The following is a 21,684-nucleotide window of genomic DNA, read 5'->3' on the forward strand; positions in this document are numbered from 1 at the left end:
TCTCTATAGGCACATGCTTTTTACGAGCATATTAAAAGGCGCGCGACCGCCCCCCCAAAAAAGCTCGACCATTCCAAAAATTTCACATATATAATGTCCTTCCCATCGATACCAAAACCGGCCGAAAAGCATATCCGACAGAACCTACTCAGCACAGCCATACTACTAAAAAGAAGAAGGGGCCTTCTGGCCCCTTTTCCATTTTCGACATGCAGACTGTGGATGCTTACCGCCGCCCAAGGTGATCCTCTATCCGTTGGATCTCTAAATTGATTACGTTGATGGAACTAACCTCGACTGGGGTCAATGACTTGTAGTTTCCATTGATTATTTTTACCAGTTTTATGAGGTGGAGCTTTCGGGCGCCTAGATCCTCCAGCAGTGACTTTGTACTTTCAGCGTTTTTACTCATGACGACACCTAAGAATTACGCGGAGGGGGCATGGGGCTGATGCACCACACAATTGACATCATGTGATGCAACCTTACCTGCACCGTTACGATGCTTCGGCTTCAACGAAAGTGTCGGCTTGCAGATCAATGATGTGCTGCGGTCCGTACTGGTAGCTGAGCTTAAGCAAATCGCTCCAATCCCACGCACAGGAGTCCAACTCGTTTCGGATCTTCAAATCATGGAATGCATTCTGCTCCCAGCCCATGTAACGCTTACCGGCATATAGCTTCGACCCTATAGCTATCAACTGCTGAACGGCTGCATCCCACTCCTCCTGAAGCCGCTCGGTAGCAAGGCGCACTGCTGATCGTTCTATTTTTTCAGTCTCGCGGATTGCCTCTTCGATATGTTCGTCGATGAGCTTTATCTCTTGCTCCAATGCCGAAACGATCAAGCCCTGACGGCGTTGCTGCTCCTGTTCAGTTGCCAGAGCCTTGGCAGCTTTCTGTACATCAGCAGCAGCCGTTTTCTCGCCATCGGCATCGCCCCAAGCGACAGCCTGTGCATACGCACGAGCAGCCTCTTCTTCGGCTTGTCGAGCATCCTTGATTGCTTGCTCGTTACGTACTCTGAGCTCTTCCAGTCGCGTTGCCAGAGTTTTCCTTTTGCCCTGAAGGTCGCCCTTGTCCAACAACCAGTTTTCCATTTTTTCCTTGTAACCAGCCATCAGTTCTGCGGTGTTGGCTTTACGGTCGAACCACGCGATGTCCTGGTCGATGACGGAGATCTTGTATTCGATGTCGCCGACTTTTGACTTTGCCTCTCGCAGGCGGACCAGAAGGTCGTCGCCGGCTGAGGTCGCTGCGAAGCTTGAGTCACTCAAGTGCACTTCCCATTGGGCAATTTGCCCTTCGAACTCCTGGAGCTCTGTTTGGTGTTGGCTGCGCTCGGTATTCAGTTTTTCAAGGCTTTTCATTGATCTGTCATCCATAAAGTTGAGGTGTGATTTGAGCGGCTGGCGAGGCCGGACGTGCCGGCGTATGCCTCATGTGCAGGGGCTGCTATCAGGCAGCCGCAGCCTCAGCCAACGGCGCTTCGGTGTTGGGCTCACTCAGCACCACATAGCAGCGCTGCATCCCCATGCCAGGCAGTCTCACAGTGCAAGACGCTTTTCCGTCCTTGCCGCTCTGTAGAACGCCTCGCTCTATCAACTCACGGTTCACGGCTGTGATGTTCATTCCCCGGAACACCTCTGATCGCCATGCCTCGGGAAGCACGTAGTAAGTGATGGTGGTGTGCATGGTGTCGCCCATGCCGTGTTCCATGGTTTTGCGGAACCCCAAACGGTCTATCGTTCGCGGGCCATGCTCATCAGTCTTAGCGGCAATGGATTCCCACCGCGTAAACCTGCTCTCGCCAAAACGTTCAATGACCTGGCGCAGGCGGGCCATAATGGCTTCACCTTCCATGTTTCCAGCGCCGCCGCGTTCGGCTAGCCATGCATGCAGGCAGACGCGGGCAGCCGTGAGCGCAGCACCGTCTGGCCAGTTGGTTACTCCCAGCGCGGTGGCCAGCTCGCCGGCAGCACCAGCCAGCGCGAAACGCATTGCCGCGCGCTGCACCTGACCACTCGCCGAAGCAGGGACGTTCTGCGCGATAAACTGCTCGACCGTGCGGCGTAAGATGCTGATCCAACCCGGTAGCTTACCGGGCGCGCACACTGCATCCAGGAAGGCCGTCAGCGGTGTACCGTAGAACTTACTCACTCGGAGCTTAAGAGCGTCTGAAAGCGCCGCTGCATCATCGAACCCGCACAGGGTGTCGAACATGCCCAATCCTTTACTAGCGTTCGCTGGCACCGCCAGCATGCGCACTTCCATACCGGCCTTGAGCTCCTTGTTGGCCTCGGCCATGTGCTGCGCCAGCGTCTTCTCGCCAGTCGAAAGGAACAGCAGGCGCCACTCCTGTACCGAGCGGCCTGCTTGTCCTCGATCATTCGCCCGGGCTTTGCCGGTGCCGTTACCCAGCATGTAGACGGTCTCGCCGATAATTCGGGCATCACACATGCCGATTTCGTCAAGGATCAACAGTCCATCGGAGTGCGCCGCCGCTATCGACTCCAAGGCGTTATCGGTTGATCGCCAGGAACGCACCAGCCGTGGTCCGCCGTAAACCGACGCTGCTACTTGCAGATGCGTGGTCTTGCCGCCCGAGCTATCGCCATACAGGTGAAAGCCTCCTGACTCGTGGCCAAGGAGATGAAGCAAGGGGCCGGCAAAGGCAGTGCTGACTACAAACGCCAAGCGATGGTTACCAACGCACAAGGCGCCGATCTGGCTCTGCCACTGCTCAAGGCTGCCCGCCTCGTTGATTGGCGGTAGCTGAGCGCCGGCGTCATAAAAGTGCAGATGCTCGCCATGCTGGCCGATCTGGCGATCAGGCAACAGGAATGCGTTGTTGTGCCAGCCCAACCGGGTAACCAATCGGGCCCGCTGCGAGCTGTCGAAACCCTGCAGGTAACTCTGCAGGTCATTGCGCGCATGCCTGCCTGACCTAGAACCGGCCAGGCGCAGCCCCATGTCGACCAACGGACCCAATACGTCTTTTCCGAAGTCGCCTGTCATGGTCCTGGCCGGGATGTTCCAGCGCTTCTTTTCACCGTCGGGGTCATCGAACTCGACGAGTAGACCCCAGTTGTGTCCCTTCTCGTCGCGGGTGCGCGCAAGAATTTCAAGTGGTGAACATACGGGGCGGGCGTCACCATCTTCAGTGGCGTAGAACACACCGTCTTCTGTCAGGCGGAAGCCCGTCGGGAGAGTTTCCCGGCTGGGCCGGGTCTTAGCTTTCGCCGCTTTGCTCGGCTTTGCATCAGCGACTTTGACAGCCAGCTGAGAATTTTGATTCGAGCCACCGAACAGCTCTCCGGTCTCAGCGAGCAATGCGAGGTGTGAGGCAGTCCACCCCTTTTCCAACGCATCGGCGGCATCATCTCCGTCGCTCCAGCGCCCGCCTTTGGCAAAGCCCGGAGTTTCACCCTTGAGCACGGGCTTGCGCTTGAACACTGATAGATCAATGGTGCGTACTTCACAGCCCATTTCCGCCAACTTGGCAGCCACCGCCTGCATGCACTTGGCACCGCTGTCATCGTTGTCCGGCCACAGCAGCACCCTACGACCCTGCAACGGTGTGAAGTCCGCCTTATGCCAAGAGTTGGAACCGTTCGGCCAGCAGGTGGCAACGTGTGTGGGCAGAAGTGCCTGGGCTGCATCAGCGGCCTTCTCTCCTTCACACAAAATCACCGGGGCGTCTGGCTGTTTACTCAGATTATCCAGGCGTAGCAGAGGGCGTGGCTCAGCTAGCCCCTGCCAGCGCCATTGAGCCGGCCCTTCCGCGCCGCGCACGCACCAGGTGAGCGGCGCAAATACCTTCTTGGTGGGTTCATCTTGACTGCCGGCGACATCGAAGCGATAGAGAACCATCAAGGGTTCGCCTTGCCCGTTGCGGTAACACCAGGCTTTCGACGGAGCCCCATGCTGTCGGTGCTTACTCGGACATTTCGCCATCGCTTCAGCGGGAATCGGCAGTATCGCCTGCCACTCTGTGGAGGCGGAATTTTTCGCCGGCTGAGTCGGGATTGTCGCGCGGGGATCAATACGCAGAAACTCCACCAGCTTCTGGCATGCATCAACGTCAGAGCAGCTTTCGAGATAGCGCACCAGGTCGATCAAGTCGCCGCCTTTGTCGCCCGTGGCAAAATCAGCCCACGTGCCCTTGGTCAGGCTGATCTTCAATGAGCCGGCGTGCTTGTCATTCCGTGTGGGGTTTGGTGCTGTGTATTCCTTGCCACCGTCTACACGCTTTCCGTCCGGAAGCCAGTGCGAGAGCACCTGATCGATCTGACGCAGCGCCTCGGCTTTGACCTGCGCAAACGTAGGGCGACGGCTGTTGGCTTTCGTCCCACTCATGCGCCACCGCCCTGGGCAGCTTGAAGCCCCGCTGCGACGTCATCGATGAGGGCTTTCGTCATTTCCCCGAGGTAATGCGCAGCCCAAACTACCGTCCCACTCTCACTTTCCATCCCACCCCGTAGGGTGAGCTTATTGATACAGTCCATAAGGAGAGAAGCTTGTTCAAGTGCCTCCTCGCACGAAACGCCAGCATTAATGCGGAACAGTGGTTCGCCCTGCGAATTGCAAGTAGCAAAGGTGGCGCCGCCGACGGTGTTGATCTCTAAAACGGTTTTCATTGCGCACCCCCGGATACCGAACGGCGACTGGATTCGTCAGCATGAATCACCAGCGTGCGAATCAGCCCCAGTGTCCCACGGACGTCCCAGAGGGCAGCGGCGATGACGGTGTTCGCCAAGCGAGGGGCGTCACATTCGAACTGATCTTCCAGCAACAGCAGAACAGCGTTAGCGCGCTCCACTGCGCAAGTGATCGCATCAATTGGAACGCCAGCATCAGTTTGAGTGGGAACTGTGAGGAGATCTTCCGGAAGGGCCATGCTCAGCGATGTGCTCATTGCGCACCCCCGGTATTTTCCAGGGCGCGAGCTTTGGTCATATGATCGTTGTAGCGGGCAAGGCGGGTACGAAGGCTGGAATCGGCGTGAAGAGCGGCGAGAGCCAATGCTCGATGGGCAGCGGCGCGAATTTTGGACGGACGGAGGGCGTGCATTGGGTGTTGCTCCTTGAGTTGAGGAGCCATCACCGCTTGCGGCCAAGCAAGGAATGGTGACGGCTGTACGCGGGTTGGCCGACCGGGACTCAAGGCACCCGGCACACCCGAAGGTGTCCCACGCACAGCCGCCATAACACGAAACTGCGGGCACAAAAAAAGCGCCTGCGATCGTATGGTGGGCGCTTGTGCGCCTTGAGTTGCTCGACCGGCCAAGGTCGGTCACTGAATTTGCAGCGACAGTCGCAGAGTAACCGTGAGCGTGCAGGAGCGCAACAGTTGCGTTCACTTGCGCAAGCGCGAAGAGGGCATTAGATTGAGCAGGCATGAAGAATTACCTCAACGCCCTCGGTAGCCGCCGGGGGCGTTTTCGTGTGAGCAGTAAGTGCCGCTGATGTCAGTTACCGGACATCGGTGGGTGCGCTTTCGCCCTTCAGCCAGGCAAAGATCCTCGCGTCTTCCCTGCACCGTCGGCGATACTCCTCAGCGAGCCACTCTTCACGGTTTGCAACGCACTCAGCCACGAAGGTGTCCAGGTCCGTCTCGTCTCTTCCAAACGCATGACTCTGTTCGCTGGTGGCCTGCTCTTCATCTAGATCGTTTGCGACCCAGCCGCCCCAAACATCGGCATCGTTCGAATAGGGGTAACTCTCATCGGTGAACCAGTACGTTACCCATTCAGCCAGTTGACTTGCTGTGAGGCCCAAACGCCGCTGTTTGTCCATTGCGAACGGCCCTTCTCCCACGATGGTGGAGAACTCGCGGCGGATTCCATGCTTCCTCATGAAAGCGGGCATTTCCCAGGGGTTTGCACGAAGTGGAATTGCAAGGCCATCTGGGTTGAAAAAGAACGCCTCTTGGGACTGACCGTTCCAACTCACCCCTGCAATGATCCTGTGGCGCCAGTTAATATCCGCAGGCTTGTAGAGGCAGAACGCTGCGCCATATGAATCATGGTATGGGCCGGTGAAGTGATAACGGCGCACGCTCATGCTGCCACCCGATCACGAGCCTGAATACGGCTACGCGTCCATGCTTGAACCTCGGAAAGAACCCAGGCTACCGGGGCGCCCCGGGCTGTGCTGTTGCTCAGCTTCACGGGCAGCGGGAAGCCACTCTCGGCCTGCTGCATCAGCTTGTAGATCGTGGGACGGGCCAACCCCACGATGGCCATCACTTCCGTGATGCGTATCAGAGTGGTCTGGGGGTCGCGCCCAGAGTGATGCGAGTTTGCTGCGGAGGAAGTGGTCATAGTCATGCCTATATCTACAGAGACAGGCACAGACTAAAAACTCAAAAACGAATCAACACGGTCCGCTCGTTTTTCTTTTTTTCCTAGGGCCATATTCTCCCAGCTCTCTGAGATTTTCCCTAATCGTGTCCCGTGTTCCGATTCCTTCTACACCGACCAGCCTGGATAGCAGTGCCTTAGGTTCAATTTCAGGATAAGACCTCTTGATACGCTCAACCGCTGCGCGGGTGAGCTCCCGCTTCTTCACCTTTCCATCTTGAGTAACGGTACCCGGCTGACTGTTCCCCTTGCCTGCCAAGCGAGCCCTCTCGGAACTTTTCACGGTGTAGATTTTGTCGATCATAGTCGGGAAAAAACTACCTGGCTGAAGCGTCCCAGAGCTCAGCGCAATTTCAGACTGTCGATAAAGGTCAGCAAGCATCAACACCTTTTCCGACTCAGCCACCCACTGAGCGAAGATCTCTCTCACCTCAGCTTCCCTGCCCGGTTGGGTGCGACGTTGGCGCTCAATCATGGTTTGAAAAAACTCGGGATCATTCAGCCTTAGGTATTCGGCTAAGTCAGGGTTGATGTCGTAGACATTGAGCTCAACATTACCCAACCAATCAGCCAGCATCTGAACAGCGTCCAGCGCTTGCGCGAAGGCGTAGCTCGCCGCCATTCGAGAGCTAGGAATAGCTTCAACTCGACCTAGCACCTCACGCACTACATCCGGCAGAGAAAAAGACTGGGCATAGCACACTCGCTCGTAGATGATATCTCGTTGGCTGAACGTCTCATGGATTACCCGCCTTGCCTGACTGGAATACCCCAAGCCGTCTTCGAGCCAATATGAAGCGGACTCGTTTATCACATCGAATGCCTGGCGAAAGTGCTCACGAAACTCAGGGAAAAGTGCAGCTTCCGCTACAGCATCCTCCATGACCTGGATCTCATCGAGCAGGCTACTGATTTCAGTATTCGCCAGCTCGAACGTGAATTGCTCCACCTCATTTTCGGACCAGATCACGCCCCACGCCCCCTTGATCGAAAACTGAGCCTGCGCGATAGATGGTCGCTAAGTTGCCGACAGGGCCGACAGGGCCGACAGGCAACAGTAGTGCGAAACACCATATTGCGTTGATACACCTGCTTGTCTGCGTGGGCCAGCGATGTGTTACCAGTCCGAAGGCTAGGATTTTCAACGGTTCCACCAGCCTCGAAACACGGGTTACACATGAAACACACCAATTGGTGGCTAGGATCCACGAGCATTGACGACCGTACGCATAGCGGGCTCTCGATGCCTCACGCGTTTCTTCAAATCTCAAACGTCGCTCGCTCCAGCATCTCGGTGGGCAAAGTCGTACGGGGTGATCGCTTCCACTCGATTGGCGTCCAAATAATCTGCCCACCACTGCACCATGAGTCTTCGCTCCTGGATGTGTTCTGCTTTGTGGATATACGCTGCGCGCACCGTGTTTCTCTCCTGATGGCTCATCTGTCGTTCGACCGCGTCTTTACTCCACAACCCCGACTCAACTAGTGCTGAACAAGCCATTGTCCTAAAGCCGTGGCCGCACAGCTCTGACTTCGTGTCATACCCCATGCGTCGAAGGGCCTTATTAACGGTGTTTTCGCTCATGGGTTTCCAGTGATGGTGATCACCTGCAAATACCAAGTCGAATCGGCCGGTCAGATCACGGATTCGCTCCAGGACACTTACTGACTGGCGACTGAGCGGTACCAGGTGTGGTGTGCTCATCTTCGAACCGCGATGGGAGTTCTTTACACCCTCGATAGGCGATCGCTCACCAGGGATTTCCCACATCAATCTCCCCATGTCGATCTCTCCCCAGCGAGCGAATCGGAGCTCACTGGAGCGGATAAACACCAGCAATGTCAGCTGCACCGCGAGCTTGGTCAAGCCGCGCCCGCTGTCGGAATCTATCCGTTGGATAAGCTCAGGTAAGCGCTCGAATGGCAAAGCAGGCCGGTGCGCTGTTTTGCGAGTAGCCGTGGCGCCTTGCAGATCGATCGCTGGGTTGAAATCCAGATGGCCATGCTGAACCGCCATACGGAGGATGCCCGTCATGTACTGGCGTAGGCGTGCAGCCGTATCCAAGGTGTCCCGCTTTTCCGCCGCTTTCAGCGGAACTAGCAGATCCCGTGTTTTGAGCTCCGCGACCGGACGATCACCGAGAGTGGGCAATAGGTGGGATTCAATGCGTCGCCACACGGTGGAGGCATGACCAGGTGTCCATTTACGTGCGCAGGCCGCGTGCCACTGCTGAGCCAGCAAACGGAATGTATTCGCCCGGGCATTGACCGCTTCAAGCTTATCCAATCGTGCTTGCTCGATGGGGTCCTTCCCAGCAGCAAGAAGCTCAAGCGCCTGAGCGCGTCGCTCCCTGGCCGCTTTCAAGCCGAGCGCCGGATAGTTGCCAAACGTTGCTAAACCATCACGGCCATCAGGTTTGGTGTACTTCATACGCCAAGTCTTGACGCCTGACGGCTTCACCAGCAGGTAGAGGCCTTTGCCATCGAACAGCTTGTAGTCCTTCTCCCGAGGCTTGGTCGCATCGCATTTGGGATCGGTGAGAGGCACCACTGTGCGCGCCATAGGGATACGTTTCCTTGTCGAACCGAGATATCCCTAACCATATCCCTAAATCGTGTAGATGCCCAGAGACAAAACAAGACAAACAGAAACAACAAAGCCCGCACCAAGCGGGCTTTTCTGGGCGTTTCGTAGACAGCCATAGACTTTTAGAAACTAGTCTCTGGTGCCGGAGACAGGAATCGAACCTGCGACCTTCGCGTTACGAGTGCGCTGCTCTACCGACTGAGCTACACCGGCGTATCGCGAACGTACCACTAGCCGCAACGCTTAGGCAAACCCCTGCTTACCAGCAATCGCGCACCTGCGGACGTAACTCAAGATCGCAACCGCCGGGGCAAGTGACCGGGTTAAGCGTTATCCCGCCTTACACCCCGAAGGAGCCAGATCCTCTTCAATACTGGTACTACAAACCCACCCCGCCGCCGACCGGCTCAGGGTAATCACCTTGCCCACCACATTCCCCGGCGCTTCCACCAGCGTGCAGGCGATGCTCCCTACCCCGCTAGCAGCAACGCCACTGGCAGCAATCGCACAATGCGCCGTAGTCGCCTGTCCGCCCAGAGCAGCCACATCGGGCACGTCCTTGCCTTCGTTCAGGCGCAGGTCCATCGCGGTCTTCAGCGCGGATATCTCCAGCAACCCGGCTGCGGCTTTGGTGCGGGACTGGTGGTTGGTGTACATCGGTACGGCGATGGTGGCGAGGATGCCGATGATTGCGACAACGATCATCAGTTCGATCAGGGTGATGCCTTGTTGGGCTTTCATGAACGCGTTTCCTTGTTGATTCGGCTGAGCCTTCATCCACTGTGGACGTCAGCCTGGCAGGCGCGCAGTAGGCCTCAACAGACACCTTTTGTCACCCCTGCTCGGCTGGACGTCATGTTCGCTGAACTACTCTAGTGAGCATCTTCGCAACCCGCCCATGGATGGGCGCGGCAAGCTGTTACCGGGCTTGTCGCATCAGCCGCAAGGAGCTGTGCATGAGTACTACATCGCGTATTTACACCTGGGAGGGCACCGACCGCAGCGGTGCGCGGGTCAGCGGCCAGTGCGAGGGGCGCAGCCCGGCGTGGGTGCGGGCTGGGCTGTTGCGGCAGGGCATCAGCATTGCGCGGCTGCGGCCGGTTGGTGGCTGGCAGCTGAGTTGGCCGCAGCGGCGGGGTAAGCCGGATGCGGCGGGGTTCAGTCGGCAGTTGGCGACGCTGCTGAAGGCGGGGGTGCCGTTGTTGCAGGCGTTTGAGGTGATGGGGCGCAGTGGTGGCGACGAGAGTCTGGGGCGGTTGCTGGTGAAATTGCAGCAGGATGTGGCAGCGGGGTTGGGATTGGCGGATGCGTTGCAGCGCCAGCCGCTTTGGTTTGATCGGCTGTACTGCAACCTGATGCGGGTGGGTGAGCAGTCGGGCAAGCTGGATGGGCAGTTGGAGGAGCTGGCGAACATGCTTGAGCAGCGTCAGGCGCTGCAGCGGCGGGTGCGCAAGGCGATGATTTATCCGCTGCTGCTGTTACTGACGGGGCTGGGGGTTTCGGCGCTGCTGCTGCTGGAAGTGGTGCCACGCTTTCAGGGGTTGTTTGCCGGTTTTGACAAGAGCTTGCCGGCGTTCACCCAGTGGGTGCTCGACTTGTCCACAGGGCTGGCGCGGCATGCGCCTTGGCTGGGGGTATTGATGGTGTTATCCACAGTGGCGCTGCGCTGGCTGTATCGGCACAACGCCGCGGCGCGCTTGTGGATATCTTTGCGGGTGCTTGAGGTGCCGGTGCTGGGGCGGTTGCTGGCGCAGGCAGCGTTGGCGCGCTTTGCGCGTAGTTTGGGCACGGCGTACGCGGCGGGGGTGCCGTTGCTGGACGCATTGGCGACGGTGGCGTCAGTGAGTGGTGGCGTGGTGCATGAGCAGGCGATCCTGCGTTTGCGCCAGGGCATGGCCAATGGGCTGGGGTTGCATCAGGCGATGAGTGCGGATCGGTTGTTTCCGCCGTTGTTGGTGCAGCTTGCGGCCATCGGCGAATCCAGTGGCACGCTGGACCAGATGTTGGGCAAGGCGGCCAGTCATTATGAAGAGCAGGTGAGCCAGGCGCTGGATCAGTTGACCGGCTTGCTCGAGCCGGCCATCGTGCTGATCCTCGGGGTACTGGTCGGTGGTTTGGTGGTGGCGATGTATCTACCGATTTTCCAGTTGGGTAGTTTGGTCTGAATATGAATCTGTGGACGCTTTTGACCGCACAGCCGGTTTATTTCATCTGTTTGGCGACACTGTTGGGCTTGCTGGTGGGCAGCTTCATCAATGTGTTGGTGCACCGTTTGCCGATCATGCTGGAACGGCAGTGGCAGCGTGAAGCGCAGGAAGTGCTGGAGTTGCCGGTCGCCGAACATGGGCGGTTTGATCTGGCGCTGCCGGCTTCGCATTGCCCGCACTGTGGGCATCGGATCCGGGCTTGGGAGAATATTCCTGTGCTCAGTTACCTGCTGCTGCGGGGACAATGCGCGGGCTGCAAGGGCGCGATCAGCAGGCGTTACCCGCTGGTGGAGCTGGCCTGCGCCGGGCTGTCGCTGGTGGTGGCATGGCACTACGGACCTGGGCTGCAGGCGCTGTCTGCGCTGTTACTGACCTGGTGCCTGCTGGCGTTGAGCTTGATCGACAGCGAGCATCAGTTGCTGCCCGATGTGCTGGTGCTGCCGATGCTGTGGATCGGTTTGATGCTCAATGCCACGGGTATGTTCGTGCCGTTGCCGGACGCGCTGTGGGGCGCGGTGATGGGCTACCTGAGCCTTTGGACGGTGTTCTGGCTATTCAAACTGGTGACCGGCAAGGACGGTATGGGCTATGGCGACTTCAAGCTGCTGGCGATGTTCGGCGCCTGGGGCGGCTGGCAGGTGCTGCCGTTGACGCTGTTGTTGTCGTCGCTGGTCGGGGCACTGATCGGCCTGTGTTTGCTGCGTTGGCGTAATGCTTCGCTGGGCACGGCGATGCCGTTTGGTCCGTATCTGGCAATTGCGGGGTGGATTGCTGTGCTCTGGGGTGATGAAATGTACGCCTCTTACCTGCAACTGCTTGGAATCTGATGACCACTGCGGCGTTTTCCCCTTGGATCCTGGGCCTGACCGGCGGCATCGGCAGCGGCAAGAGTGCTGCGGCCGAGCGTTTTGTCGAGCTGGGTGTGCACCTGGTCGACGCTGATCAGGCTGCGCGCTGGGTGGTCGAGCCTGGGCGGCCAGCGTTGGCCAGTATCGTCGAGCGCTTTGGCGCAGGCGTGCTGCAGGGCGATGGCCAGCTCGATCGAGCTGCACTACGCCAGCTGATTTTTGCCGACCCTGAACAGCGGCGCTGGCTTGAAGCGTTGCTGCACCCGTTGATCGGGCAGGAGATCTTCAGCTATCTGGCCAAGGCCGAGTCGCCCTATGCGGTGTATGTTTCGCCGCTGTTGATCGAGTCGGGGCAGTATCGCAAGACCCAGCGCGTGCTGGTGATCGATGTGCCGCAGGCGCTACAAGTGCAGCGTACATTGCAGCGCGACGGCACCAGCCCTGAGCAGGTGCAGGCGATTCTTGCGGCGCAGGCGACTCGTGAGGAGCGCTTGCGGCATGCCGACGATGTGCTGGTGAATGATCGCGATGTGCCTTGGCTGCACGAGCAGATCGACCAGTTGCACCACTTTTACCTGACTTTACGAGGAGGCCAGCCATGAGCCAGCCGTTGTCCGTTGATTGCCCAACCTGTGGCGCACCTGTGGAATGGACCGAGGCCAGCGTCAATCGGCCGTTTTGCTCCGACCGCTGTAAATTGATCGACCTTGGCGCCTGGGCGGCCGAGGAACACAAGATTGCTGGCGCGCCAGAATCGGAAGATGAGTTGTATTCGGCTGATCTGGAGCCGCGTCACTGAGTCCATGTCTGGATGATGGGCCTCAGCGCTCGTCATCCTTCCACGGCGCCTGCAGGTAGCGGGTGCGGTTGAAGGTCTCCAGCCATTCCGGGCAGAACACCACCAGTGCGCTGAGGACCATGCCGTTGATAAAGGCTTCGGGAAACATCATCAGCCACAGGTAACCGACAAAGTCCGTTAGCCACTCGGGCATGGCGAACAGGCCATCGACCCAGAGCAGGCCCAGCGCAGCCGTCAGGCACAGCAGGGCTGACAGCGCAGCGGCGAAAAAGCCTGAAAAGATATAGATAAACAGGTTACGCGGCTGCGCGCGCTCGACCAGGATTGCGCAGGTTTCGGTGACCAGCACTGGCAGGCCGACGATCAGCAGGCCGTTGATGCCGAGCGCGGCCAGGTCCTGTCGGCCCAGCGCCAGCAAGCCGAGTTGGGCGATGAAGCCGGCGACGATCGCCAACGGCCAATCGAGCAGCAGGGTTACGGCAGTCATGCCGATGAAGTGGTAGGAGACGCCGGTGTCGAAGTCGCGGCGCACCAGCCACAGCGCAAACAAGGCGAATATCGCGCCGAACAGCAGGTGTTGGCGGCGACGATCGCTGCACAGTTCGATCCAGCTGCTGCGCGATATTGCCCAGAGCAACAGTGGCAGGTAGGCCAGCCAGCCGAGGGTGAGGCTGGTGGTGGACAGGACCTGTGCGCTGATCACGTTTGATGTCTCCTGTGTTGACTATCCATTCTTCCAAACTGGCGCGCTCGGCGTAGGAGCGGCCGTGTGTCGCGAAAGGGCTGCGCAGCGGCCCCACATTTTCAGCTTCGCCGCTGATATCGCCGGGCCAGCTTCGCTGGCCTTTCGCGACACAAGGCCGCTCCTACGGGACCGCGTTGACCTGGAGGTGGGCTGATTTACATCGTTAAACAACATCTTACCTTCACAGATTAGCGGCTAAGCTTGAGCCATGGATGACTCAGATTACCTGCGCCTGCTCACAATTCAGGCCGAACAGGCCAATGCCTTTCTGTCCAATGCCCGCAAATGGGAACGCGAGCGTTGGGTCTGTCAGCGCCTGCTGCAGGGGCTGAACATTCCCTACCGCAACGAAGACTTCACCCCCGCCGGGCAGGAGCCGCCGGACGTGCTGTTTCGCGATGCGGCGTTCGAGGTGTTTTTCGTGCTCGATGAGGGTCGGCGGTTGAATGACGAGTGGCGCGAAGAGCTGCAACGGCGGCGCAGTGCTTTCTCGCTGAGCCAGCTGGTACGCCGTGAAGCCCGGCCCAGACGCATCAGTGCGCAGGAATTGCTGCTGCGCCTGGCACCAACCTTGCGCAAGAAAGCCCACAATTACCGCGAGCGCGGCCTGGAGCTGAACGAGCTGGATATCATCGCTTTTGCCAGCCTCAAGCGTGAAGTGCTCGACCTGAACAGCCATTTCCCGCCGCCGACCGAATACCTGCGCCAGGGCTGGCGGTCGTTGTCGCTGGTCGGACCAACCTTCGCCCGGGTGCTGTTCGCCCACCCAGACGCGCCGGATTTTCTGCGCGGCAACCTGGGACGCAGTATCGTTTTCGATGTCGGGATCAGTCTTTGATCCACTGCCGAGAGTCTTTGCAGCGGCGTACACTCGGCGGCATAGACAGAAAGTATTATCATTCGTTGCTGCCTGGTGCGCGAACCCTGTAGCGTTCGTGCAGTCTCAAGCGTCTATCTGACGAGGCCCGCCATGACCAGCCGCCTGAATCCTGAAGATCAGCGTCGCGTCGATGAGTATCTCAAAGCTCCTCAGCACCAAGTCGAGCGCAGGCCTTTTCGGCCATGGCTGCTCCTGGCGCTGGTGGTGGCAGTGACCATCGGTCTGGGCCTCTTGAGTCGTTTGTTGAGTGGACTGGTGCTATGAGCTGCGTTGCGCTCGCCCTCCCCTCGGCCACGACGCCGGCCCTCAGGGCCAAGCATTCGTTTAACCTTATGAGATATCTCCATGACACATCGCATCGTGATTGTCGGCGGCGGCGCCGGCGGCCTGGAACTGGCGACCCGCCTGGGTAAAAGCCTGGGCAAGGGCAAAAAGGCCGAAATCACCCTGGTCGACGCCAACCTGACCCACATCTGGAAACCGCTGCTGCACGAAGTGGCGGCCGGCTCGCTGAACTCTTCGGAAGACGAGCTCAACTACGTCGCCCAGGCCAAATGGAACCACTTCAACTTCCAGCTCGGCCGCATGAGTGGTCTAGAACGTGAGAGCAAGCAGATCCAGCTGGCGGCAACCCTCGACGAAAACGGTCGCGAACTGCTCCCGGCGCGCACACTGGGCTACGACACGCTGGTGATTGCAGTTGGCAGCAATACCAATGATTTCGGCACCTTGGGCGCGGCGCAGCACTGCTTGTTCCTCGACAGCCGCAAGCAGGCCGAGCGCTTCCATCAGCAGCTGCTCAATCACTACCTGCGCGCCCATGCCGGTAATGCAGCGGGCGAAAAAATCAGCGTGGCCATCGTCGGTGCCGGCGCCACGGGCGTCGAGCTGGCCGCCGAGCTGCACAACGCCGCGCACGAGCTGGCAGCCTACGGCCTGGACAAGATCCAGCCGCAAGACATGCACATCACACTGATCGAAGCCGGCCCGCGCGTGTTGCCGGCATTGCCTGAGCGCATCAGCGTGCCAGTGCACAAGACCCTGGAGAAACTCGGGGTAACGGTGCTGACCAACGCCTCGGTCAGTGAAGTGACCGAAGATGGCCTGAAAACCGCCTCCGGCGAAGTGATCCAGGCCAGCCTCAAAGTATGGGCGGCAGGTATTCGTGCGCCGGGCTTCCTCAAGGACATCGACGGCCTGGAAAGCAACCGAATCAACCAGCTGGTGGTGCGCCCTACCCTGCAGACCACACTGGATGACGATATCTTCGCTTTTGGCGACTGCGCTGCATGCCCACAACCGGGCAGCGACCGCAATGTGCCGCCTCGCGCGCAGGCTGCGCACCAGCAGGCCTCGATGCTGGCCAAGAGCCTGAAAGCGCGCCTGGAGAACAAGCCGCTGCCAACCTATGCCTACAAGGATTACGGCTCGCTGGTATCGCTGTCGCGCTTCTCGGCAGTGGGCAATCTGATGGGTAACCTGACCGGCAGCGTGATGCTGGAAGGCTGGCTGGCGCGGATGTTCTATGTGTCGCTGTACCGCATGCACCAGATGGCGCTGTATGGCGCGTTCCGCACGGCGATGCTGATGATCGGCAGCAAGATCGGCCGCGGCACCGAACCGCGACTCAAACTGCACTGATGTAAAAACTGCCGGGCCGCAGCCTTGCGGCCCTGGTGGCTACGCCTCGCTAACCGCCTCTCCTGCCACCTGCCGACTCCACCATATAGCGGCTCGGCACCTCGCCCAGCACCCGCTTGAACACGGTCGCAAAGGCACTTGAACTGCTGTAGCCAAGCGCTATTGCCACCTGCGTGACTGGCTCACCGTTACCCAACCTGATCACCGCCGCGTGCAGGCAAGCCTGTTGCCGCCATTCGATGAAGCTGATGCCGGTCTGCGCCCTGAACACGCGGGTGAACGTGCGCCGGCTCATGGCCGTGCGCTGGGCCATGACGTCAATGCCGACCTCCAGTGAAGGCTGCTCGAGAAACTCGCGGCAGGCCTGCGCCAGCCGCGGCTCTTGCGGCAGTGGCGCATTCAGCGACAGCGCCGGCATGGCGGCGATCTCATGCAACAACAGGCCCATCAGGTGGCCATCACGCCCCTCTGCGGAATAAAGCGCAGGGACCTCAATCGCCTTGTCCAGCAACTGCCGTAGCAGTGCAGATACACCGTACACCTGGCACGCCTCCGGCAAGCCCAAAGCCAGTGCAGCAGGCTCGCGGATATAGGTGTTGAGCATGGTGACCGGGCCACACATGTGCATGGCATGACCCAGCCGCGCCGGCACCCAGATAGCCCGCTGGGGCGGCACCACCCAATTACCCCTGTCGGTAAACACGGTGATGACGCCACATGAGGCATAAGCAAACTGTCCGCGCTGATGGCTGTGCGCGGCAAATACCTGGCCATCGGCGTAATCACGCACCGTCACCACCGCATCACGCGGGACGTTCTGGTAAGGATCAAGACCGAAAGATTCTTTCATGGCCTGATTTTAATGATAGTTGGCCTCAAGCTGAAAGCAGGCCAGCGCCATTTCTCGCATATTTCCCGCTCTCGCGCCTGTGCGCTCGTTGTTCCGAGAAAAGTCTGACAATGCAAAAAAAGCACCTGTGCCTGGCCGTCATGGTCACGGCCATCTGGGGGTTGAACTTCCCCATCACCAAGCTCGGCCTGGCCGAGATCGATCCGCTGCTGCTGACCGCGCTGCGCTTCAGCCTTGCCGCCCTGCCTTGGGTATTCGTGGTCAAGCGGCCGCAGGTCAGGTTTCGCTGGCTGGCCGGCTACGGCTTGATCTTCGGCGTGGCCATGTGGGCGCTTATCAACCAAGGCATCGCCTTGGGCGTACCACCTGGCAGTGCCTCGCTGCTGATTCAGCTAAGTGCGTTTTTCACCTTGGGCTGGGGCGTATTGTGGTTTGGCGAAAGCCTGAATCGGCCACAACTGATCGGCATATGCCTGGCGGCTCTTGGCCTGTTCGGCGTGCTGGTGGATGGCTCAGGCACCGTCAGCACGGTCGGTTTAGCACTGGTAATCGCCAGCGCCCTGGCCTGGAGCATCGGCAATGTACTGATCAAAAAGTCGAAGGTGCAGGAAATCTTTGCTTTTGTGGTCTGGGCCAGCCTGTTCCCGCCAATCCCGCTATTACTGCTGACCTGGCTTGCACACGGCTCAGCACCATTCACCGCGCTGCCGGCCCAGTTGCACGGGTTTACCTTGTTTTCGCTGGCGTTTCAGGTATACGGCGCGACGCTGTTTTGCTACTGGGGGTGGAACCTGCTGCTGCGCGAATACCCGGTATCACAGGTAGCACCGCTGTCGCTGCTGATCCCGCTGTTCGGCATCGTCAGCTCGATGTTAATACTGGGGCAATGGCCAAGTGCATTGGGGTTGGCGGCGATGCTGCTGATCTTGCTGGCGCTCGCCGTCGGAGCACACCCTGGAAAGGCTGTACCGGCAGGTCGGCAACGTGGCGGGGGCAGGCGGGAAAACCTGCAGAGATAAAATCCAGACAAAGAAAAAGGGCACCTCAGTCGAGGTGCCCTTCTCTTACATGGTGGGTCGTGTAGGATTCGAACCTACGACCAATTGGTTAAAAGCCAACTGCTCTACCAACTGAGCTAACGACCCGGAATATGGTCGGGGTGAGGGGATTCGAACTCCTGACATCCTGCTCCCAAAGCAGGCGCGCTACCGGACTGCGCTACACCCCGAAAGTGAAACTGTACAAAAGCAAACGCTAGACGAAGAAAAAGGGCACCTCAGTCGAGGTACCCTTATCTTACTGGTGGGTCGTGTAGGATTCGAACCTACGACCAATTGGTTAAAAGCCAACTGCTCTACCAACTGAGCTAACGACCCGGAAAATGGTCGGGGTGAGGGGATTCGAACTCCTGACATCCTGCTCCCAAAGCAGGCGCGCTACCGGACTGCGCTACACCCCGAAATGGCTCCGCGACCTGGACTCGAACCAGGGACCCAATGATTAACAGTCATTTGCTCTACCGACTGAGCTATCGCGGAACTAAACTTCGATCTTCCGATCTCGAAGGCTGTTTAAGCTTCGATCTCTTCAACACTCTGCATTTCTGCGTTTGCGTCTCTGAGGCCGGCTATTCTACATCCTTCGTTTTGCTTGTCAACCCCCAATTTGCATTCAACTTACTGATTTGCAAACTGTTTTCAGATCGTCGTTACCGCTGGCGATCTGCTTAGTGGCTGACAGCGGGGCGTATATTAGGAGCACTCGATTTTAGATGCAAGCATAAATTTCAATAATTTTTCAGGGTTGCCGCGAGCCCCCGTAAATTGGGGGTTTTGCCGGGATTATCAGTAGCTTACGAGCGCTCTGCGAGCCCGCCCGAGGGCAAAAACGAGCACTGAATCTGGCTTCTCACTGCGCAAAATAATCGCCATGGCAGGCTTTTTTTTCGGTGAAGGCCATTGGCGAATTAAAAAAACGAGCAATCTGCGCAAAAAAAAGCCCCGCACGTGCGGGGCTCAAGATTATTTTTTATTCGAAGACTATTTCGTCGCCTTCGACCTTGGCGGTAATCGTCGTCCCTGGCATGAACTGCCCTGCCAGGATCAACTGCGCCAGCGGGTTTTCGATCCAGCGCTGGATCGCGCGCTTCAGTGGACGTGCGCCATACACCGGGTCGTAGCCAATCGCGATCAGCTTGTCGACCGCCTCCGGGCTCAGTTCCAGCGACAGCTCGCGCTCGGCGAGACGGTTGCGCAGGCGGCCCAGCTGGATCTCGGTGATACCGGCGATCTGCTCACGGCCCAGCGGCTCGAACACCACCACCTCGTCGATCCGGTTGATGAACTCCGGCCGGAAGTGGTTACCCACCGCATCCATTACCGCCGCACGCTGCGCCTCACGGTCGCCGACCAACTCCTGGATCTGTGCCGAGCCAAGGTTGGAGGTCATCACGATGACCGTGTTGCGGAAGTCCACCGTACGGCCATGGCTGTCGGTCAGGCGACCGTCTTCAAGCACTTGCAGCAGCACGTTGAATACATCCGGGTGGGCCTTCTCGACCTCGTCCAGCAGCAACACGGTGTACGGCTTGCGGCGCACGGCTTCGGTCAGGTACCCGCCCTCTTCGTAACCTACATAGCCTGGTGGAGCACCGATCAGGCGAGCCACGGAATGTTTCTCCATGAACTCGGACATATCGATACGCACCATGGCCTCTTCGGTGTCGAACAGGAACTCGGCCAAGGCCTTGCACAGCTCGGTCTTACCCACGCCAGTCGGGCCAAGGAACATGAACGAACCACTTGGCCGGTTCGGGTCAGACAGCCCGGCCCGCGAACGGCGCACGGCGTTGGCCACGGCGGTCACGGCCTCGTGCTGGCCAATCACGCGCTGGTGCAGCAGCGCTTCCATTTTCAGCAACTTGTCGCGCTCGCCTTCGAGCATTTTCGACACCGGGATGCCGGTCCACTTCGAGACCACTTCGGCGATCTCTTCCTCGGTGACCTTGTTGCGCAGCAGCTGGTTTTCGCTCTTGCCGTGCTGGTCGACCATCTGCAGGCTGCGCTCCAGGTCCGGGATCACCCCGTACTGCAGCTCGGCCATACGGCTCAGGTCGCCTTTGCGGCGGGCAGCTTCAAGCTCCTGACGGGCTTGCTCGATCTTTTGCTGGATCTGCGCCGAGCCCTGTACTTCGGCTTTTTCCGACTGCCAGATCTCTTCCAGGTCGGAGTATTCGCGCTCCAGCCGCTGGATTTCCTCGTGAAGTTTCTCGAGGCGTTTTTTCGCCGCCTCGTCTTCTTCTTTTTTCAGCGCCTGGGATTCGACCTTGAGCTGAATCAGACGACGGTCGAGACGGTCGAGCACTTCAGGCTTGGAGTCGATCTCCATACGGATGCGGCTGGCCGCTTCGTCGATAAGGTCGATGGCCTTGTCCGGCAGCTGGCGATCGGTGATGTAGCGGTGGCTGAGCTTGGCCGCGGCAATGATCGCACCGTCGGTGATGGCCACCTTGTGGTGCACTTCATAGCGCTCTTTCAGGCCGCGCAGGATGGCGATGGTGTCTTCCTCGCTCGGCTCCTCGACCAGCACCTTCTGGAAGCGTCGCTCGAGCGCCGCGTCCTTCTCGATGAACTGGCGGTACTCGTTGAGCGTGGTGGCGCCAACACAGTGCAGCTCGCCACGGGCCAGTGCAGGTTTGAGCATGTTACCGGCGTCCATGGCGCCCTCGCCTTTACCAGCGCCAACCATGGTGTGCAGCTCGTCGATGAACAGAATGATCTGCCCTTCCTGCTTGGACAGCTCGTTGAGCAGGCCTTTGAGGCGCTCTTCGAATTCGCCGCGATACTTGGCGCCAGCAATTAGCGCACCCATATCCAGGGCGAGCAGGCGCTTGCCTTTGAGGCCGTCCGGCACTTCGCCGTTGATGATGCGCTGGGCCAGGCCTTCGGCGATGGCGGTTTTACCCACGCCAGGCTCGCCGATCAGCACCGGGTTGTTCTTGGTCCGGCGTTGCAATACCTGCACGGTGCGGCGGATTTCGTCGTCACGGCCGATCACCGGGTCAAGCTTGCCTTCTTCGGCACGCTTGGTCAGGTCGACGGTGTACTTGTCCAGGGCCTGACGCGACTCTTCGACGTTGGCGTCGTTGACGGCCGCACCGCCACGCAGGTTATTGATGGCGTTTTCCAGGGCTTTCTTGCTCACGCCCTGGCCGAGCAACAGTTTGCCGACCTTGCTGTTCTCGTCCATGGCCGCCAGCAGCACCAGTTCGCTGGAGATGAACTGGTCACCCTTCTGCTGGGCCAGACGGTCGGCCTGGTTGAGCATGCGCGCCAGGTCCTGCGACATGTTGACGTCGCCGGTCGGGTTCTGGATTTTCGGCAGTTGGTCAAGCTCTTTGCTCAACGCCTTGCGCAGGCTGTTGACGTCAAAGCCGACCTGCATCAGCAGCGGCTTGATCGAACCACCTTGCTGGTCGATAAGTGCTTGCAGCAGGTGCAACGGCTCGATGGCCGGGTGGTCCATGCCCACCGCCAGAGATTGCGAGTCAGATAACGCTAATTGCAGTTTGCTGGTTAATCGGTCTATTCGCATGGGGATACCTTCCTAAATAAGGGCAGGCCGGAGCGATGGACACACCTGATGAAGAAACCTGCCAGAGATGACTAATAGATAAGGCTTATTCTGGGAGTTTCAAGCTTAGCGGGGTTGATCGAGATCAGTTGCGGGAATGTCCTACAAGAACGATGACTGCATGAGGAGCT

At 58.9% G+C, this 21,684-nt stretch carries 20 protein-coding genes and 6 tRNA genes; 8 read left to right on the forward strand and 18 right to left on the reverse strand.

What is annotated here, in order from left to right; translation table 11 throughout:
- Window positions 1-497: 497 nt before the first annotated feature.
- From FW789_RS15200 to FW789_RS15245, 10 genes are all read right to left on the reverse strand, one after another.
- Window positions 498-1,370: a chromosome segregation protein SMC gene (locus tag FW789_RS15200; RefSeq protein ID WP_446431684.1), complete on the reverse strand. Its 873-nt coding sequence runs from the start codon at window positions 1,368-1,370 to the stop codon at window positions 498-500.
- A gap of 88 nt (window positions 1,371-1,458) precedes the next feature.
- On the reverse strand, window positions 1,459-4,359 hold the full coding sequence (locus FW789_RS15205) for a DUF927 domain-containing protein (RefSeq protein WP_446431685.1): 2,901 nt from the start codon (window positions 4,357-4,359) through the stop codon (window positions 1,459-1,461).
- Complete coding sequence (locus FW789_RS15210) at window positions 4,356-4,640, reverse strand: DUF3077 domain-containing protein (protein WP_446431686.1); 285 nt, start codon at window positions 4,638-4,640, stop codon at window positions 4,356-4,358. The genes FW789_RS15205 and FW789_RS15210 overlap by 4 nt, the downstream gene beginning before the upstream one ends.
- Complete coding sequence (locus tag FW789_RS15215) at window positions 4,637-4,918, reverse strand: hypothetical protein (protein ID WP_446431687.1); 282 nt, start codon at window positions 4,916-4,918, stop codon at window positions 4,637-4,639. Before FW789_RS15215 ends, FW789_RS15210 begins: the two co-directional genes overlap by 4 nt.
- A 556-nt stretch (window positions 4,919-5,474) precedes the next feature.
- Window positions 5,475-6,065 (reverse strand): hypothetical protein, encoded by a 591-nt coding sequence (locus tag FW789_RS15220; protein WP_446431688.1) that lies wholly within the window; start codon window positions 6,063-6,065, stop codon window positions 5,475-5,477.
- Window positions 6,062-6,331, reverse strand: coding sequence for a helix-turn-helix transcriptional regulator (locus FW789_RS15225; RefSeq protein ID WP_446431689.1), 270 nt, complete (start codon window positions 6,329-6,331; stop codon window positions 6,062-6,064). The genes FW789_RS15220 and FW789_RS15225 overlap by 4 nt, the downstream gene beginning before the upstream one ends.
- A gap of 46 nt (window positions 6,332-6,377) precedes the next feature.
- On the reverse strand, window positions 6,378-7,334 hold the full coding sequence (locus FW789_RS15230) for a hypothetical protein (RefSeq protein ID WP_446431690.1): 957 nt from the start codon (window positions 7,332-7,334) through the stop codon (window positions 6,378-6,380).
- Between the two features lie 297 nt (window positions 7,335-7,631).
- Window positions 7,632-8,927 carry a tyrosine-type recombinase/integrase gene (locus FW789_RS15235; RefSeq protein WP_446431691.1) on the reverse strand — a complete coding sequence of 432 codons (1,296 nt, stop codon included), beginning with the start codon at window positions 8,925-8,927 and terminating at the stop codon, window positions 7,632-7,634.
- Between the two features lie 161 nt (window positions 8,928-9,088).
- Window positions 9,089-9,164 (reverse strand) — tRNA-Thr (locus FW789_RS15240).
- 117 nt (window positions 9,165-9,281) lie between these two features.
- Window positions 9,282-9,692: a pilin gene (locus FW789_RS15245; RefSeq protein ID WP_186701341.1), complete on the reverse strand. Its 411-nt coding sequence runs from the start codon at window positions 9,690-9,692 to the stop codon at window positions 9,282-9,284.
- 215 nt (window positions 9,693-9,907) lie between these two features.
- Between FW789_RS15245 and FW789_RS15250 the strand changes: the two genes are divergently transcribed.
- The 4 genes from FW789_RS15250 to yacG are packed head-to-tail and all read left to right on the forward strand — an operon-like array spanning window position 9,908 to window position 12,805.
- Window positions 9,908-11,116 (forward strand): type II secretion system F family protein, encoded by a 1,209-nt coding sequence (locus tag FW789_RS15250; RefSeq protein ID WP_446431692.1) that lies wholly within the window; start codon window positions 9,908-9,910, stop codon window positions 11,114-11,116.
- A gap of 2 nt (window positions 11,117-11,118) precedes the next feature.
- Complete coding sequence (locus tag FW789_RS15255) at window positions 11,119-11,985, forward strand: prepilin peptidase (protein WP_103435971.1); 867 nt, start codon at window positions 11,119-11,121, stop codon at window positions 11,983-11,985.
- On the forward strand, window positions 11,985-12,608 hold the full coding sequence (coaE, locus tag FW789_RS15260) for a dephospho-CoA kinase (protein ID WP_101316258.1): 624 nt from the start codon (window positions 11,985-11,987) through the stop codon (window positions 12,606-12,608). The genes FW789_RS15255 and coaE overlap by 1 nt, the downstream gene beginning before the upstream one ends.
- Window positions 12,605-12,805: a DNA gyrase inhibitor YacG gene (gene yacG, locus FW789_RS15265; protein ID WP_101316256.1), complete on the forward strand. Its 201-nt coding sequence runs from the start codon at window positions 12,605-12,607 to the stop codon at window positions 12,803-12,805. The genes coaE and yacG overlap by 4 nt, the downstream gene beginning before the upstream one ends.
- Window positions 12,806-12,827: 22 nt before the next feature.
- On the opposite strand, the gene FW789_RS15270 is transcribed toward yacG, so the two are convergent.
- The gene (locus FW789_RS15270) at window positions 12,828-13,508 is read right to left on the reverse strand and encodes an energy-coupling factor ABC transporter permease (protein ID WP_340613009.1); all 681 of its coding nucleotides are present in this window, start codon (window positions 13,506-13,508) and stop codon (window positions 12,828-12,830) included.
- Between the two features lie 250 nt (window positions 13,509-13,758).
- Between FW789_RS15270 and FW789_RS15275 the strand changes: the two genes are divergently transcribed.
- From FW789_RS15275 to FW789_RS15285, 3 genes are all read left to right on the forward strand, one after another.
- The gene (locus tag FW789_RS15275) at window positions 13,759-14,388 is read left to right on the forward strand and encodes a DUF1780 domain-containing protein (protein ID WP_101316252.1); all 630 of its coding nucleotides are present in this window, start codon (window positions 13,759-13,761) and stop codon (window positions 14,386-14,388) included.
- 132 nt (window positions 14,389-14,520) lie between these two features.
- Window positions 14,521-14,694, forward strand: coding sequence for a DUF3094 family protein (locus FW789_RS15280; RefSeq protein ID WP_101316250.1), 174 nt, complete (start codon window positions 14,521-14,523; stop codon window positions 14,692-14,694).
- A gap of 81 nt (window positions 14,695-14,775) precedes the next feature.
- Window positions 14,776-16,071 (forward strand): NAD(P)/FAD-dependent oxidoreductase, encoded by a 1,296-nt coding sequence (locus FW789_RS15285; protein WP_446431693.1) that lies wholly within the window; start codon window positions 14,776-14,778, stop codon window positions 16,069-16,071.
- A gap of 49 nt (window positions 16,072-16,120) precedes the next feature.
- Here FW789_RS15285 and FW789_RS15290 read toward each other — a convergent pair whose 3' ends face one another.
- Window positions 16,121-16,921, reverse strand: coding sequence for an AraC family transcriptional regulator (locus tag FW789_RS15290; protein ID WP_446431694.1), 801 nt, complete (start codon window positions 16,919-16,921; stop codon window positions 16,121-16,123).
- A 110-nt stretch (window positions 16,922-17,031) separates the two neighbouring features.
- Here FW789_RS15290 and FW789_RS15295 point away from each other — a divergent pair, with 110 nt between their 5' ends.
- Window positions 17,032-17,940 carry an EamA family transporter gene (locus tag FW789_RS15295; protein WP_446431695.1) on the forward strand — a complete coding sequence of 303 codons (909 nt, stop codon included), beginning with the start codon at window positions 17,032-17,034 and terminating at the stop codon, window positions 17,938-17,940.
- 50 nt (window positions 17,941-17,990) lie between these two features.
- On the opposite strand, the gene FW789_RS15300 is transcribed toward FW789_RS15295, so the two are convergent.
- The 6 genes from FW789_RS15300 to clpB form a co-directional block, all read right to left on the reverse strand.
- A tRNA-Lys gene (locus FW789_RS15300) sits at window positions 17,991-18,066 on the reverse strand.
- Window positions 18,067-18,072: 6 nt separating this feature from the next.
- Window positions 18,073-18,149: transfer RNA gene (locus tag FW789_RS15305), tRNA-Pro, on the reverse strand.
- Between the two features lie 72 nt (window positions 18,150-18,221).
- Window positions 18,222-18,297: transfer RNA gene (locus tag FW789_RS15310), tRNA-Lys, on the reverse strand.
- Window positions 18,298-18,303: 6 nt separating this feature from the next.
- Window positions 18,304-18,380: transfer RNA gene (locus tag FW789_RS15315), tRNA-Pro, on the reverse strand.
- A gap of 3 nt (window positions 18,381-18,383) precedes the next feature.
- Window positions 18,384-18,459, reverse strand: a tRNA-Asn gene (locus FW789_RS15320).
- 490 nt (window positions 18,460-18,949) lie between these two features.
- Window positions 18,950-21,514, reverse strand: a complete 2,565-nt coding sequence (gene clpB, locus FW789_RS15325; protein ID WP_446431696.1) for an ATP-dependent chaperone ClpB — start codon at window positions 21,512-21,514, stop codon at window positions 18,950-18,952.
- Window positions 21,515-21,684 lie beyond the last annotated feature (170 nt).

This window comes from Pseudomonas sp. 1121_17 (assembly GCF_052850745.1).

Coding starts and splice junctions, on each gene's coding strand:
- FW789_RS15205 (WP_446431685.1), bottom strand. CDS start 4,359: ATGAGTGGGACGAAAGCCAACAGCCGTCGCCCTACGTTTGCGCAGGTC.
- FW789_RS15275 (WP_101316252.1), top strand. CDS start 13,759: ATGGATGACTCAGATTACCTGCGCCTGCTCACAATTCAGGCCGAACAG.
- FW789_RS15280 (WP_101316250.1), top strand. CDS start 14,521: ATGACCAGCCGCCTGAATCCTGAAGATCAGCGTCGCGTCGATGAGTAT.
- FW789_RS15295 (WP_446431695.1), top strand. CDS start 17,032: ATGCAAAAAAAGCACCTGTGCCTGGCCGTCATGGTCACGGCCATCTGG.
- yacG (WP_101316256.1), top strand. CDS start 12,605: ATGAGCCAGCCGTTGTCCGTTGATTGCCCAACCTGTGGCGCACCTGTG.
- clpB (WP_446431696.1), bottom strand. CDS start 21,514: ATGCGAATAGACCGATTAACCAGCAAACTGCAATTAGCGTTATCTGAC.
- FW789_RS15200 (WP_446431684.1), bottom strand. CDS start 1,370: ATGAAAAGCCTTGAAAAACTGAATACCGAGCGCAGCCAACACCAAACA.
- FW789_RS15290 (WP_446431694.1), bottom strand. CDS start 16,921: ATGAAAGAATCTTTCGGTCTTGATCCTTACCAGAACGTCCCGCGTGAT.
- FW789_RS15285 (WP_446431693.1), top strand. CDS start 14,776: ATGACACATCGCATCGTGATTGTCGGCGGCGGCGCCGGCGGCCTGGAA.
- coaE (WP_101316258.1), top strand. CDS start 11,985: ATGACCACTGCGGCGTTTTCCCCTTGGATCCTGGGCCTGACCGGCGGC.
- FW789_RS15220 (WP_446431688.1), bottom strand. CDS start 6,065: ATGAGCGTGCGCCGTTATCACTTCACCGGCCCATACCATGATTCATAT.
- FW789_RS15225 (WP_446431689.1), bottom strand. CDS start 6,331: ATGACTATGACCACTTCCTCCGCAGCAAACTCGCATCACTCTGGGCGC.
- FW789_RS15245 (WP_186701341.1), bottom strand. CDS start 9,692: ATGAAAGCCCAACAAGGCATCACCCTGATCGAACTGATGATCGTTGTC.
- FW789_RS15255 (WP_103435971.1), top strand. CDS start 11,119: ATGAATCTGTGGACGCTTTTGACCGCACAGCCGGTTTATTTCATCTGT.
- FW789_RS15210 (WP_446431686.1), bottom strand. CDS start 4,640: ATGAAAACCGTTTTAGAGATCAACACCGTCGGCGGCGCCACCTTTGCT.
- FW789_RS15235 (WP_446431691.1), bottom strand. CDS start 8,927: ATGGCGCGCACAGTGGTGCCTCTCACCGATCCCAAATGCGATGCGACC.
- FW789_RS15250 (WP_446431692.1), top strand. CDS start 9,908: ATGAGTACTACATCGCGTATTTACACCTGGGAGGGCACCGACCGCAGC.
- FW789_RS15215 (WP_446431687.1), bottom strand. CDS start 4,918: ATGAGCACATCGCTGAGCATGGCCCTTCCGGAAGATCTCCTCACAGTT.